Source organism: Francisella sp. 19S2-4 (genome assembly GCF_036281795.1).
Classification (GTDB): domain Bacteria; phylum Pseudomonadota; class Gammaproteobacteria; order Francisellales; family Francisellaceae; genus Francisella.
Genome location: NZ_JAWUZH010000001.1, coordinates 42,151 through 56,569, shown reverse-complemented (window position 1 = coordinate 56,569; position 14,419 = coordinate 42,151). Strand labels below are relative to the sequence as shown.

Below are 14,419 nucleotides of genomic sequence, written 5' to 3'. Positions count from 1 at the left end.
ATAATTTTCTAAGGTATAACTTCACGTAATTCTACGATAAAGTATTAAGGTTGTAAACTATTATCGTATCTCTTGATAATACAGTCATATTAAGGATAAGCCTAATCCTCAATTAAATATTTTTTATTTATAACTATGCTAACAAACATCAAATATTGTAATACAGCGACCTTTATGCAAATCTTAGAATATATTCTATTTAAAAACTGAGAGAAAAGAAAAGTTATGCAATCTTGGAAACCTCATCAAAAGCATACTGTTGCTGCTAGCTTTATTAGTTGGACACTTGATGCCTTTGATTTTTTTATTTTAGTCTTTTTATTTCATCGTATTTCAGCATACTTCAATACGAGTATTACCGTAATATCTTTTACAGTAATGTTAACTCTAATATGTAGACCCATAGGAGCATTTTTATTTGGTATACTTGCTGAAAAATATGGTAGAAAAAGAACACTATTAATTAATGTTGCTAGTTATTCAATAATACAAATTATCTCTGCATTCTCCCCTACTGTTACTTTCTTTATGCTTACAAGACTTATATACGGTATTGCTATGGGTGGAGTTTGGGGTGTAGCATCAACATTAGCCTTCGAGCAATCTCCTGCAAAATCTAGAGGTGTTATTTCTGGACTATTCCAAGCAGGATATCCATTTGGTTACTTATTAGCCTCAGTTGTATATGGAATCTTTATTAGCTTTTTCGATTGGCGAGGTATGTTTATTCTAGCTGGTCTTATTCCTCTTATATTTTTATTACCATATTTATATTTTAAAGTACCTGTATCAGATGTATGGCTTGAACAGAAGAAACAAAGACAGAATGAAAATAAAAGCGTGGCTCTAGATATAATCTATGCAATCAAAAATAACTGGAAAGTATGCATTTTTATAGTAATTATGATGGCTGCTTTTAATTTCTTCTCTCATGGAACCCAAGACTTATACCCTACTTTCTTAACAATTCAACATCATCTAGACAGTACTACAGTTAGTATAATTGCTGTATGTTATAATATTTCATCAATTATTGGTGGTATATTCTTTGGTATATTCTCTCAAAGAATAGGCAGAAGAAATGCTATTTTAATAGCTGCTTTATTAGCACTACCTGTGATACCTCTTTGGGCTTTTGCAGGAGCCCCTATTTGGGTTGGTTTAGGAGCTGTTCTAATGCAATTCTTTGTTCAAGGTGCTTGGGGAGTTGTACCTACTTACTTAAATGAGCTAACTCCTAAGCAAGCTCAAACAACCCTACCAGGCTTTGCTTATCAATTAGGAAATGTAATTGCCTCAATCAATGCACCGTTACAAGCAATTATAGCTGAGCATCATGGTGGAAACTATGGAGTTGGATTAGCTTGGGTTGCAGGAACTGTAAGTATTGTGCTAGTAATATTAATGCTAGTAGCTCGATTAATGCCTAATATCACTAATCCTAAAAATCTATCGACTATTTAGCTATAAGCCCCCATTCATCATACAACATAATAAGTGATATAATTAATAGCATAAACTAGCCTCAAAATATTCACAAAAATTAGGTAACTTAAATATGAGAAACAACTATGATGTAGTTATCATTGGAGCAGGCATTATAGGCTTATCTACAGCTTGGCAACTATTAAAAAATCATCCCTCATTAAAGGTTTGTATCTTAGAAAAAGAAGGTAGTCTTGCAAAACATCAAAGTGGACATAATAGTGGTGTAATACATGCAGGCGTATATTATACACCTGGTAGTTTAAAAGCTAAGCTTTGTCTAGAAGGTTGTAAAGAAGCTAAAAAATTTTGTGAAGAGTATGGTGTAGAATACAAAGAAACAGGAAAATTAATAGTTGCACTAAATGCTCAAGAATCAGGATGGATGGAAAACTTAATCCTCCGTTGCCAAGAGAATGGATTATCTATACAACGATTAGATCAAGATGAAGTTAGTATAATACAGCCAGGATTAAAATCTGAAGGTGGCTTTCTAGTCAAAGAAACTGGTATTGTTAACTGGAAAGATGTTTGTGTAAAATATGCTGAATTATTTCAAAATCTTGGTGGAGAAATATTTTATAATCAAGTAATTGAAGATATTAAAGAGTCCACAGAAGGTGTCGATATCTTTATTAAAAATAAAACTGCAATTTCTGCAAAACATCTAATCTCATGTGCAGGATTACACTCAGATAGAATTCTAAAGATGTCGGGAATAACACCTGATTATAAAATTATCCCTTTTAGAGGAGAATATTATCGTTTAGACTCAGAACTCAAAGATACTATTAAGTACTGTATTTATCCTGTTCCTAATCCAAACTTACCATTTTTAGGTGTTCATTTTACTCCTCAAGTTAACCAAGATGTAACTATCGGACCTAGTGCTGTTTTAGCACTAGCAAGGGAAGGATATAAATGGAGAAATATAAATATAAAAGACTGTGTAGAAACTATATTTTATAAAGCTTTTTGGAAACTAGTATCAGCTAATTTAAAAGCAACCTATGATGAGCTTAAAGACTCTATGTTTAAAAAATCATACTTAAAAAAGGTACAGCAATATTTCCCAAATATTCAAGCTAAAGATTTAAAGCCTTATCCTGCAGGAGTTAGAGCTCAAGCATTAGGAAAAGATGGTAAACTTGTCGATGATTTTCTGTTTAAAACAACCTATCGATCTTTACATGTTTGTAATGCCCCTTCTCCTGCAGCAACGTCCAGTTTACCTATAGGGAAATACATCGTTAATAAATTTGAAAAAGAATTCTTATGATAGTGATATATTAAAAACTAGTTTAAATATTAGCTTAGAAATTTAAACCTCTAAGAAAAATCTCTCGAAAAACTTATTATCCAAGGATAAGTTATTAGGATGAGATCCTGGTTGCCCTTGTGGAGCTTTAAGGCCATACTGATTGTAAAATTCTATCCAATATTGTGAAACACTAGAGTCACTTTCAGAAATATAATTAAGTTTATGCTGAGTGAAATATTTCTGCTTGCTTACTAAATTAAAAGCCTCATGAATTAACTCTGAACAATAAAACTTTCTTTTCATATCAGGTAAAAATAAGTCATTATAGCTAAAACCTATGAATTCTTTTGCTTGTAAAATAACTTTATCTAAAAAGTTATTACTTTCATTTACTCGTGCAGCAAGAATCTTTTTATTTAAATATTTAGAGATATTGGCTTTAATTACTCCATCAACCTTTACAGCTTCAATAATTTCTCCAGATCCCATATACAAAGCACAATGATAGTAACTATGTTGAGCATAACCTCTTGATAATTCAGAGATATTCTTTTCAGAACTATCAGAAATAAATAGCACATCTCCTTTCTTTAGATTTTGAATATTCATAATAGATCTTTTAATTTATCTTCATTTATAACATCTACACCTAAATCTTGTGCTTTTATAAGTTTGCTACCAGCATTATCACCATAAATAACCATATCTGTTTTTTTAGAAACACTTGAAGTAACCTTAGCACCAATTGACTTTAGAAGTTGAGTAAGTTCGGTACGATTGTAATTTTCAAAAGTACCTGTAATAACTACAGTCTTACCTACAAAATTTTCATTCGTTTCTAACTCGACTTTCTCAGGATTTTGTATATTAATTCCAACGTTTAGAAGATTATCAACAATATTTACATTTAGTGAATCTTGCCAAAAAGAAACGATATTATTAGCCATAATCTCACCGATATCGTTAATTTCAATAAGCTCTTCAATAGTTGCTTTTTTAAAGCTTTCCAAACTACCAAAATGATTTGCCAGTGCTTCTGATGAAACTTCACCAATATCTTTAATTCCTATAGAGAAAATAAACCTTGCTAAACTTGGAGTCTTACTTTTAGCAATAGAATCTAAAACATTTTGTGATGATTTAGTTCCCATTCTTTCTAAGTTAATTAGTTGCTCAAAGTTAAGCTTATATATATCAGCAGGATATTTAATCAAATCTGTAGCAACTAATTGCTCAATCAGCTTTGCACCTAGCTTATCAATATCCATAGCTTTACGTGATACAAAGTGTTTTAATCGTTCTGTAGTCTGTGCTTGGCAATGCCAGCCTCCTGTACAACGATATATAGCTTGATCATTGATATTCTCTATCGATGAGTCACATACTGGACAACATAATGGCATCTCTACTACTTGAGCATCTGACTTACGATATTGCACTAATGATTTAACAACCTCAGGAATAACATCTCCAGCCCTACGTACTATTACCCTATCACCTACTCGAATATCTTTACGTCTAATTTCATTGATATTGTGCAACGTAGCATTTGAGACTATCACACCACCTACAGCAACTGGTTTAAGTCTAGCCACTGGGGTAATAGCACCTGTCCTACCAACTTGAAACTCAACATTTAAAATCTCAGACTCAACCTCTTCTGCTGGAAATTTATAAGCAATAGCCCACTTAGGTCCTCTTGCAGTATAACCAATAGCATCTTGTAACTTAATATTATTTACTTTAAAGACCAAACCATCAATATCATAAGCTAAATCAGCACGTTGATGACTCATTTTATGATGATACTCTTCAAGTTCAGTAAAATCTTTTGCTAGAAACATATTATCACTGATAGTAAAACCGAAATCTTTCAATTGATTCATTAAATCAAACTGTGTTTCTGGATGGGTAAAATCATTTGAGAAATAACCTATACCATAGCTATATAACTTTAAAGGTCGCTTAGCTACAACTTTAGAATCTAACATTCGGATACTGCCAGCTGCAGCATTACGTGGATTTGCAAAAGTTTTATTTTCATTAGCTTGCATATACTCATTAAGAGCTAAAAAACTTTGCTTATCTAAAATAATCTCCCCTCGGACCTCTAATTCTTCAGGTGGATTTTTTGTATTTAATTTAAGAGGAATATTTCTAATAGTCTTAACATTTTCTGAGACCTTCTCACCTTGAATACCATCGCCACGCGTTACAGCGTAATCAAACTCACCATTTTTATAAAAAATGCTAATTGCTAAACCATCCATCTTAGGTTCACACTCAAGCTCAACGTCATACTCAATTTTCTCATAGAAATCTTTAAGTTCATCAAGACTAAAAACATTAGCTAAAGAAGTCATTTTCTTTTTATGTTTAATAGTTTCAAAACCTGCCAACACATCTCCTCCAACTCGATCAAGAACTGAGTTTACTGGCTTAAGCTGAGGATTCTCATCAATTAAATCTTGAAGCAATTTAAAGAGCTTATCATAGTCAGAATCTGTAATAACGGGTTTATCTAAAGTGTGATATAAATAACTCTGCTGATTAAGAAAATCTGCCAGTTTATTAATACTCACTTTTAACTCTGCTTGACTAAGGCCACTATAGTTTAGAGAAAGAAAATCATTAACATTCATAAAAATAAGAATGGTCTATAAGTTATTTTATAAGGGATATTTTATACTATTTAATTACTTTGTATAAGGCAAAATCAATCAAATACTTTATATGTTTTATTTAAAGAAAAATGAAATAAAAGTCACTAACTCTTGGTATTAAAAACATTGCTATCAAACTAATCATATGGTATAAATTCACGTTGTGAAAATGAGACTGTATACATTATCAGGTAACAGTACTTATGATTAGCATCGATATTGACCTAATTTTATAGGCAATAATAAGTTAAAGAATTAATTTAAAAAATGGACTTGATTTATGCAACAGGTACCTAAGTATGTAATTGTCGGTGACGGCAATGTAGCATCTCATATGTGCTACTATTTTGAATGTTTAAAATTAGATTTTAAACAATGGTCTCGTAAAGAAGATATATCTAGATTAAATAATTTACTAGATAACGCCACTCATGTTTTAGTTTCAATTAAAGATAACCAAATAGAGGACTTTATAGAAAAGAATCTTTCTAACAGATTAGAGTCTCTAGCCATCGTTCATTTCTCTGGTGCACTAAGCATTGAAAATACAACTGGTGCTCATCCACTACAGAGCTTTCCTGATAAATGCTTATACACACTAAAAGAGTATAAATCTATCCCATTTATTATAGATAATAAAGATATAGAGTTTAGTAAACTTTTACCTGGATTACCTAACCCTAATTTCTCGATAGATAAAGAGACAAAATCCTATTATCACGCAATGTGTGTTCTAGCGAATAATGTAACTGCTTTAATCTGGAAAAAGTTTTGTACTGAAATGGAGTCTCGCTTCAACATTAACAAAACTCATCTAATACCTTACTTAGATAAGACATTTAAAAACATCAAGCAAGATCATCATGCCATATCTGGGCCAATTTCAAGAGGAGATAATGTAACTTTACAAAAAAATCTTGAAGCTCTAAAAGATGATGATTTTTATAACTTCTTTAAGACTATTGTTAATCAATTTACAACTAAGGATAAAATATGAAATCAATTTTAGACTTCGAAAAAGCTAAAATAAAGCAGCAAAAGATATCCATGATTACATGTTATGATTACTCTTTTGCAAATATTATCAACAATACTGACATTGATTGTATTCTTGTTGGTGATAGTGGTGGTATGACTTTACTAGGTAAGGAAAATACCACATACACTACTCTATCTGATATTCAATTTATGACAAAAGCTGTGGCTAGAGGTGCTAAAAACAAACTTATAATTGCTGATTTGCCATTTATAAGCTATAGACAGTCACTTGAGATAACGATGCAATCTGTAGCAACCCTGATACACTCAGGTGCCCAAGCGGTCAAATTAGAAGGTGCCACAGGTAATTTAGATACTATAAGATATATCGTTGATTCTGGTGTTCCGGTAATGAGTCATATTGGCTTAACTCCACAATTTATAAATGGTTTAGGTGGATTTAAAGTCCAGGGTAAAACTGAAGCTGCTACTATAAAACTACTAAATGAGGCAAAGCAGCTAGAAGAAGCCGGCTGCTTTTCAATAGTATTAGAATGTATCCCTGCTAAAGTTGCTAAGAAAATAACACAAGCCTTAAATATCCCAACAATAGGAATAGGAGCTGGTTCAGATACTGATGGGCAAGTTCTTGTTTTACAAGATATGCTAGGAATGAATAATGATTTTCAACCTAAATTTGTAAAGAAGTATATAGATGCATCTCAAGCTTTTAATAAAGCGATTAACTCTTATGTTGAAGAAACAAAAGCAGGTATTTTCCCAAGTAAGGAGCACACTTATGATTATAACTAATAACATTGAAAATTTTCAGCTAGTAAGATCTAGCTTTGGTAGCGAGAAAAAGATTGGTTTTGTTCCTACTATGGGGACTTTACATAGTGGTCATATTAGCTTAATCAAAAAAGCTCAAGCAGAAAATGATTTAGTCATAGTTAGTATTTTTGTAAATCCAACGCAATTTAATAATGAATATGATTTTCAAACTTATCCTAATAATTTAGAGCAAGATATAAAAATGCTAGAGTCTCTAGAAGTAGATATATTATTTAACCCTAACCAAAAAGATATCTATCCAGATGGTGATTCTCTTAAGGTACTACCTAATATTGAAATAGCTAATATACTAGAAGGAAAAGCACGCCCTGGACATTTCAGTGGTATGCTAACGGTAGTTTTAAAGCTTTTACAAATAACTAGACCTAATAATTTATATCTGGGTGAGAAAGATTATCAGCAACTAGCTTTAATTAAGCAACTTGTAAAAGATTTTTTCATTAATACTAAAGTAATTGGTTGTCCAACCGTTAGAGAAGACTTTGGACTACCTCTTAGCTCAAGAAACAAAAATCTATCTACCTCTGATATCGAGATTACTAAAGAGATCTATAATATTCTAAAACAAGATGATTTTTCTAACTTAGAAAACCTCAGTAGGAAAATTGAAGATACTGGAGCAAAACTAGAATATATAAAAGAAATAGATAAAAGAATATTTTTGGCATTTTATGTCCAAAAAGTACGCTTAATTGATAATTTTTTAAAGGAGACAGGACCTTCATGCTAATTTCAATGTTAAAATCAAAAATCTCATATGCTACAGTAACAGGTAAAGATCTATTTTATGTTGGAAGCATAACTATCGATAGCGAGATAATGAAGCAAGCCAATATTGTAGAAAATGAGAAAGTTCAGGTAGTAAACCTAAATAATGGTGAACGCCTAGAAACATATGTAATAAAAGGACAAGCTAATAGTAAAACTATTGCGCTAAACGGCCCTGCTGCTAGAAAATGTGAAATAGGAGATCAGCTTTTTATTATCTCATATGCACAAATTGATCCTAGAAAAGAGACTCTAGAGCCTAAGTTAGTTGATCTACAACACGGAGAATAAAAAATGTTAGTATGCATTGATATTGGAAATACTCATATATTTGGAGGCGTATTTATAGGAGATGACATCAAATACAACTTTAGATACCCATCAACTACAGCTTGTACTTCTGATACTTTAGGTATATTTTTACTTTCCTTTTTTGAAAGAAAAAAGTTAGATATCGAAGATATTGAAGCAGTTGTGCTATCTTCTGTAGTTCCTCATTTAGAATATTCTGTTAACTCTGCATGCAAAAAGTATTTAGGTATAACTCCGCTTGAGCTAAAACCTGGAATAAAAACTGGACTAAAACTCAGCATTAAAAATCCGCTAGATTTAGGTGCTGATCGTGTTGCTAACTCTGTTGCGGCAGTATCTCATTTTCCTGCAAAAAATATTATCATTGTTGACTTTGGTACCGCGACGACTATTTGCGCTATCTCAGATAACAAAGCATATATTGGTGGGGCGATCTTACCTGGAATTAGCCTATCAATGGATAGCTTATCTAGAAAGACAGCAAAACTATCTGATGTCACAATATCAAAACCAGACTCTGCTCTTGGTAAGACAACTATCTCACAAATCCAATCTGGTTTAGTGTATGGACAGCTAGGTGCCATCAAAGAAATAGTTAGTCGTATATCTAATGAAAGTTTTTCCAAAAGCTCTCCTGTATTAATAGCTACAGGTGGTTATGCTCACTTATTTGAAAGCGAAAAATACTTTGATCTGATTATCTCAGACTTATTACTTCATGGTTTAAAAATAATTCACAAGATGAATAAGTAAATTCTCACTCTATTAGATGTTGTATATTTGAATTTCTAGTTACTGATTTTTTTATAACTTTATTGAATATCTTTAATTGGCTAACTATGTCTAATTTGCTCTTAGCTCTAGTTATCGCTGTATATATAAGCTGTTTTGTTAAAGCTTCATTATCATTATCAGGTAATATAATAGCAACTTCATCAAATTCTGAGCCTTGAGTTTTGTGAATTGTCATTACATATACTGTTTCATAATTAGGAAGCATATTCAAAGAAAAAACCCTATCATCTTTACCATCAAAATACGCTCGAAGTCTACCACTTGAGTCTGGCCAAATAATGCCAATATCTCCATTAAACAAACCTAATGAATAGCTATTTTGCGTTATCATAATAGGTCTGGCTTTATAGTTAGAACCTATTGTTTTACCTAATAATTTCTCAATCTTCTGATTTAGCTTATCTGTACCAATATCTAAATTTTTATTTGCTACTAATATTCTAAATTTACTTAGCACTTCCAAAGCCTCTTTATAGCTACTACATTTTTCTAAAGCTTTATATTTATCTGCATAGTTTCTAAAGAATTTTTCTATATCTTTAGAGTCATAGAATTTGATATTCTCACTCTCATGCTCTGCTTGTAAAACCTCACCCATCAATACACTATTTGCAAGATTATTTATATTTTGCTGTGAACGATAATTCTTTAGAAGCTTAGTCGTATAGCTTGGTATATTTCCAGTTATGTCAACAGTTAAGCTTGCTAAAAGGCTTCCTACTTCTACTGATGGTAATTGATTAATATCTCCTAATAATATTAGTTTAGTATTCTCACTAACAGCTCGTATAAGTTTGATAAAGATATTTATATCTAACATAGATGCTTCATCTACAATAATCACATCATAAGGAGCTTTTGATTCTTTATGATACTTAATATATTTTGAATTTGGACGTAAGCCTAAAAAGCGATGTATTGTCTGAGCTTCTAAGTTTTTTAGATATGCTATTGACTCATCTTTGATTTGTAAAATGTTAGTATTTTGTTGTTCTAATGATCGCTTTAAGGACTCAGTCATTCGCTGTGCCGCTTTACCTGTAGGTGCTAAAAGTGCTACTTTTTGTTGTGAATCATTAAACATTTGCATAGCTAATAGTAACTTTGCTACAGTAGTTGTTTTACCTGTTCCTGGTCCTCCAGAAATTATGCTAAAGTCATAATTAAAGCTATTTAAGACAGCTTGTTTTTGATAATCTATCTCCTCAGTAGTTTCAAACAATCCAGATACGATCTCATTAAGTTTAGCATTATCACTGCAAGCTATGTTTTTGCTAGTTTTTTGTCTAATAAATTCTGCAATTTCTTCCTCATAACACCAGAGTCTTTTAATATATAAGGAATCAAAATCTTTAGCAAAATAAATAGGGAGTTTTGTATAAGTTATAGAGTCCAAAATATCTATAAGCTCCTTATAACTAGGTATCTTATACCCTTCTCTAAGCTCTTGCTCATCATCTTGTGAAGCAAATAAAATCTTATCTGCTAAATCTTTTATCTTAATACAGCTATGTCCAAAACTATATGCTGACATAAGCTCCATTAATAAATGAAATAAAGTATCTTTAGAACTGTTCTCTAATCGTATATTCTGAGAATTAATCAAAGCCAATACTTCTTTAGCAAAGAAAAAATCTACAGCTTGTATATCTGCTAATCTCTCTTTAGCTTTATGGAAAGTCTTATACATTGGAACCTCCATTTAGTAAATTAGATAATTTACTAATAATTTCAAAAGATGGACTAGCCTGGTATACTCCATAACCATTTTTCATACCACGTAAATAGAAATAATATACGCCACCAAAATGCTTCTCGAAATTATAATTTGGAATATTTTGTTTTAGATATTTATTTAACGCAACACTATATATTAGATACTGTAAATCATAAAAACTACTTTGATTTTTCTCCTGCATAGCTTGCTGATTATAGTCTTCTAATTTATCACCAAGATAATTTGATTTATAATCCGCGACATAGAACTTACCATCATACTCAAAAACCAAATCTATAAAACCATGTAGCATACCAAAGATTTTATAATTACTTAGTTCATCAACCATTATTGAGTTATTACGATATTCTTCTAAGATCCTAATAATATTATTTTTATAAAGCTTCTCATTAGTAATAGGAAAGTAGAATTCCGCTTCCTTAAGAGTTTTTGAGTTTGGAATATCTTTTAAACAAAAGCTTTTCTTAGCTACATTATGCTGAGATTGTTTTGGCACCTCACCGCTACCATCAAATAAGCTATATTGAATATCTTCATTAGAGTTTAACAATTTTGAATCAGATTCTGAAATGTCACTATTTTTTATAGGCTTAATCTCTGCAACTAAACATTCTTCTAACCAAGCTTTTAAATTATCAAAATCCTCCGCTGCAACTACTCTATACCTATCCATTTGTTCTTGCAAAAGAGCATCATCAACAAAACCTGCACTAAAATCCGTATGCTCTAAAACATTATGCAATATATTACCTATATCAGCACCTTTAGGAGCTGTAAATCTAAACTCTAGTTCATCTTGAGATTCTTGAACTTGACTATCTTCTGACTCATCATTTTCTTTTTCTAAAGCTGTATTTTGTGCTTTTGATTTAGATATTTTTGAGAAAGATAACATCTCCCAATTATCATCTGTTAATTTAGCTATTTCATTAGCTTGAAGCTGCTGATTAATTTCAGTTTTATTTATATTTTTAAGCTCTAAGCTTTCAAAATTATTTATCTCTAATAGCAAACTTTGATTATCTGGATTAGCTGTGATTTTTTGTACTTTTTCTAACCAACTTTCATCTTTTTCATACCCTAAAAACTGTGCTATAGATGAATTCTCACTATTAGAATATTTAGCTACGCCAATATAACATCTATGTTCAGCTCGAGTTACTGCAACATAAAATAGTCTCATTAACTCCTGTATCGTTTCTTGCTCAACTAGCTTTTTAGTCGCATCATCTTTACCAATTTTATAAACAATCTGCTCTAAGTTATTATCATAATATTTATTAGAATTATTTAAGCTAAGTTTTTTAGAACCTATATAGCTTGCAAAAGGTATAAAAACAACTGAATACTCAAGTCCTTTTGAACCATGTATCGTAATTATTTTAATAAGATTATCATCACTTTCTAATCTAAGCTCACCTTCACTAGTAGCAGTATTTTTAAGCTGCTGACGATACCACTTAATAAGTTGATTTGGATGTTTATATTTATTCTCAGCTATTTTTATAAGCTCTGCTAAATGTAGTATATTTGTGATAGTTCTTTCTTTTGAATCGTCTCTTTGACTAAAACTCTCATGAATTAGTTGCATTATAAAAGCCATAAAACCATATTTATGCCATTTCATACGCAAACTTTTAGCTTTTTCTATTTCCTCATCCCATGCTGAGATATCATCATCGTCTGTATATCTTATAAATTTATCAGCACTACCACCTAAAAGACTAGTTGAAAGTGCTTTTTTTAATAAAGATTTATTCTCAAGATCATTAATACCCTCCATAACAGCTAATATCTCTGTAGCTTCTTGGCTATGGTAGACATTATCCCTTTGGCTTAGATAAACTGAACTTAATTTTTTATTACTCAAAGCTTGCTGAATTTCTTTGGCTTGAATACCAGTTTCAACTAGTATAGCAATATCATTTTCTACTACTTTTTTGGAGTTTAATAATCTAACAATCTCATTTGCTGTCCATGCTGATAAATTCTTATCAATATCATTTTTCTTATCTTCTTCCGACACTTCATAGTAGAAATAGTTTATCGGCTTTAAACCATCTTCAAAGTCTCTAGCTTTTTCATTTGCTTTTGATGATGCTTTAACAATCTGATAGCCAATACCTTCACTAAATATATTTTCCCCAAGTTTTCCCTCATCTTCTGGTTTATAATCCTTTTTATAAAAAAGACGATTATAGGCTTTTATCATCTCTCTAGTTGAGCGCCAGTTAGTATCCATACTCCATTGATTTTCTTCTAGACAACTATTTTTGGCTTTTAGATATGTAAAGATATCTCCACCTCTAAAGCCATAAATTGCCTGTTTAGGATCACCAATCATAAGTAATAATAAATCTTCTCTATCTTTAGGATAAATGGTGTCTAATATTTCATACTGCTCTGCATCTGTATCTTGAAACTCATCAATAAGAGCTACTGGATACTGTGCCTGTAGAGTTTTAACTAAATCTGGTGAATTCTTAACACTTTGACAAAGCTTGGTAATTAAATCATTAAAATCTAAAACACCTTTCTGTTCTTTAGCCTTCACAAAATCTTGGCGGATTTTTAAACAAAATTGTTTAATAAACTCATTAGATTTGAGTTTATTTATAAATGACTCAACCTGCTCATCTTTGTCAATTGAATCTTTATAAAAAGCATCTTTTCCACTTGAGAAGCTAGTCTTACTTCTACCTATAAATAAATCATACCATTCTGCAAATATCTTTTTTAAAGTATCATCATTTTTAATCCTAGTTAATTTTGCAAAATCTTTTGCTTCTTTGGGTATTGTGGTGATTTTTCTTTGTGATAACCAGGATTTTAAGCAATCGAACTCAGATTTTCTTTTAGTAACCTCAGCATCATGAGCTTTATTTTTTTTATTTGTATTAAATATTATTCCTTGCTCTATTTCTGATGAATGTTTATCTAGTTTTTGAAATATTACTTTTTTCTGCTGAAAAAAATCATTCTCACTTACATTAAGAATCTCATAATTAGACTTAATAACATTTAACAAACCATTTCTATCTAAAAACTTCTCTGGAGTATGTAAGTTATATGCTTTTAGGTATTCAAAGTTAGCTTTATTTTTATTGATATGTTTTCTAAAGAAATTCTCAACTACTTTTTGCAAGATATCTGAAGTATCAACTTCCATTGAGACATCCATCTCCATACCGCTTGCAAAAGCTTGCTCACTTAAAACTTTTTTACAGAAACCATGTATTGTAAATATAGCTGCTTCATCTATCTCAAGTAATGCTCGTTTTAGATGTTTATAATTTTCACTATCAAATTCTTTTTTCTCATCCGTATAGCTAGCTAATACTTCTCTGATCTTAGCTTCAACTCTACCTATGATCTCTTGGGTAGCATCTTTTGTAAATGTCATTACAAGAATTTGACTAGGTAGCAACTTTTTTTCTAATAATAGGCGAATATATAACTCAGTGATATTATAAGTTTTCCCAGTACCTGCACTTGCCTCGATTATATGGTGACCTTGTAGGGGTATTATTTTTGCATCTAGGTTTTTCATACTTACTAATTTTA

Annotated in this window: 11 protein-coding genes; 7 read left to right on the top strand and 4 right to left on the bottom strand. The window is 31.1% G+C overall.

What is annotated here, in order from left to right; genetic code table 11:
• The first annotated feature begins 225 nt into the window (after window positions 1–225).
• Both R8535_RS00245 and lhgO read left to right on the top strand, forming a co-directional pair.
• Window positions 226–1,464 (top strand): MFS transporter, encoded by a 1,239-nt coding sequence (locus R8535_RS00245; RefSeq protein ID WP_329495419.1) that lies wholly within the window; start codon window positions 226–228, stop codon window positions 1,462–1,464.
• A 94-nt stretch (window positions 1,465–1,558) separates the two neighbouring features.
• A complete protein-coding gene (gene lhgO, locus R8535_RS00240; protein WP_329495418.1) occupies window positions 1,559–2,764 on the top strand; it encodes an L-2-hydroxyglutarate oxidase in 1,206 nt (401 codons plus the stop codon).
• Window positions 2,765–2,806: 42 nt separating this feature from the next.
• On the opposite strand, the gene R8535_RS00235 is transcribed toward lhgO, so the two are convergent.
• Window positions 2,807–3,355 (bottom strand): YiiX/YebB-like N1pC/P60 family cysteine hydrolase, encoded by a 549-nt coding sequence (locus R8535_RS00235; protein WP_329495416.1) that lies wholly within the window; start codon window positions 3,353–3,355, stop codon window positions 2,807–2,809.
• Window positions 3,352–5,388, bottom strand: a complete 2,037-nt coding sequence (gene ligA / locus R8535_RS00230; protein WP_329495414.1) for an NAD-dependent DNA ligase LigA — start codon at window positions 5,386–5,388, stop codon at window positions 3,352–3,354. Before ligA ends, R8535_RS00235 begins: the two co-directional genes overlap by 4 nt.
• Window positions 5,389–5,689: 301 nt before the next feature.
• Between ligA and R8535_RS00225 the strand changes: the two genes are divergently transcribed.
• From R8535_RS00225 to R8535_RS00205, 5 genes are read left to right on the top strand one after another with little or no spacing between them, the layout of a single operon-like run.
• Complete coding sequence (locus tag R8535_RS00225; protein ID WP_329495413.1) at window positions 5,690–6,406, top strand: DUF2520 domain-containing protein; 717 nt, start codon at window positions 5,690–5,692, stop codon at window positions 6,404–6,406.
• Window positions 6,403–7,200: a 3-methyl-2-oxobutanoate hydroxymethyltransferase gene (gene panB, locus R8535_RS00220; RefSeq protein ID WP_329495411.1), complete on the top strand. Its 798-nt coding sequence runs from the start codon at window positions 6,403–6,405 to the stop codon at window positions 7,198–7,200. The genes R8535_RS00225 and panB overlap by 4 nt, the downstream gene beginning before the upstream one ends.
• Window positions 7,187–7,972: a pantoate--beta-alanine ligase gene (panC, locus tag R8535_RS00215; RefSeq protein WP_329495409.1), complete on the top strand. Its 786-nt coding sequence runs from the start codon at window positions 7,187–7,189 to the stop codon at window positions 7,970–7,972. Before panB ends, panC begins: the two co-directional genes overlap by 14 nt.
• Window positions 7,966–8,301 carry an aspartate 1-decarboxylase gene (gene panD / locus R8535_RS00210; protein WP_329495408.1) on the top strand — a complete coding sequence of 112 codons (336 nt, stop codon included), beginning with the start codon at window positions 7,966–7,968 and terminating at the stop codon, window positions 8,299–8,301. Before panC ends, panD begins: the two co-directional genes overlap by 7 nt.
• 3 nt (window positions 8,302–8,304) lie before the next feature.
• Window positions 8,305–9,075: a type III pantothenate kinase gene (locus R8535_RS00205; RefSeq protein ID WP_329495405.1), complete on the top strand. Its 771-nt coding sequence runs from the start codon at window positions 8,305–8,307 to the stop codon at window positions 9,073–9,075.
• A 4-nt stretch (window positions 9,076–9,079) separates the two neighbouring features.
• Here the strand turns inward: R8535_RS00205 and recD are convergent, their stop codons facing one another.
• Complete coding sequence (gene recD, locus R8535_RS00200) at window positions 9,080–10,807, bottom strand: exodeoxyribonuclease V subunit alpha (protein ID WP_329495403.1); 1,728 nt, start codon at window positions 10,805–10,807, stop codon at window positions 9,080–9,082.
• Window positions 10,800–14,405 carry a UvrD-helicase domain-containing protein gene (locus tag R8535_RS00195; protein WP_329495401.1) on the bottom strand — a complete coding sequence of 1,202 codons (3,606 nt, stop codon included), beginning with the start codon at window positions 14,403–14,405 and terminating at the stop codon, window positions 10,800–10,802. Before R8535_RS00195 ends, recD begins: the two co-directional genes overlap by 8 nt.
• Window positions 14,406–14,419 lie beyond the last annotated feature (14 nt).

Bases quoted from the DNA above. Each gene is read 5' to 3' on its own strand.
- recD (WP_329495403.1), bottom strand. From the start codon at position 10,807: ATGTATAAGACTTTCCATAAAGCTAAAGAGAGATTAGCAGATATACAA.
- panD (WP_329495408.1), top strand. From the start codon at position 7,966: ATGCTAATTTCAATGTTAAAATCAAAAATCTCATATGCTACAGTAACA.
- panB (WP_329495411.1), top strand. From the start codon at position 6,403: ATGAAATCAATTTTAGACTTCGAAAAAGCTAAAATAAAGCAGCAAAAG.
- R8535_RS00245 (WP_329495419.1), top strand. From the start codon at position 226: ATGCAATCTTGGAAACCTCATCAAAAGCATACTGTTGCTGCTAGCTTT.
- ligA (WP_329495414.1), bottom strand. From the start codon at position 5,388: ATGAATGTTAATGATTTTCTTTCTCTAAACTATAGTGGCCTTAGTCAA.
- lhgO (WP_329495418.1), top strand. From the start codon at position 1,559: ATGAGAAACAACTATGATGTAGTTATCATTGGAGCAGGCATTATAGGC.
- R8535_RS00225 (WP_329495413.1), top strand. From the start codon at position 5,690: ATGCAACAGGTACCTAAGTATGTAATTGTCGGTGACGGCAATGTAGCA.
- R8535_RS00235 (WP_329495416.1), bottom strand. From the start codon at position 3,355: ATGAATATTCAAAATCTAAAGAAAGGAGATGTGCTATTTATTTCTGAT.
- panC (WP_329495409.1), top strand. From the start codon at position 7,187: ATGATTATAACTAATAACATTGAAAATTTTCAGCTAGTAAGATCTAGC.
- R8535_RS00195 (WP_329495401.1), bottom strand. From the start codon at position 14,405: ATGAAAAACCTAGATGCAAAAATAATACCCCTACAAGGTCACCATATA.
- R8535_RS00205 (WP_329495405.1), top strand. From the start codon at position 8,305: ATGTTAGTATGCATTGATATTGGAAATACTCATATATTTGGAGGCGTA.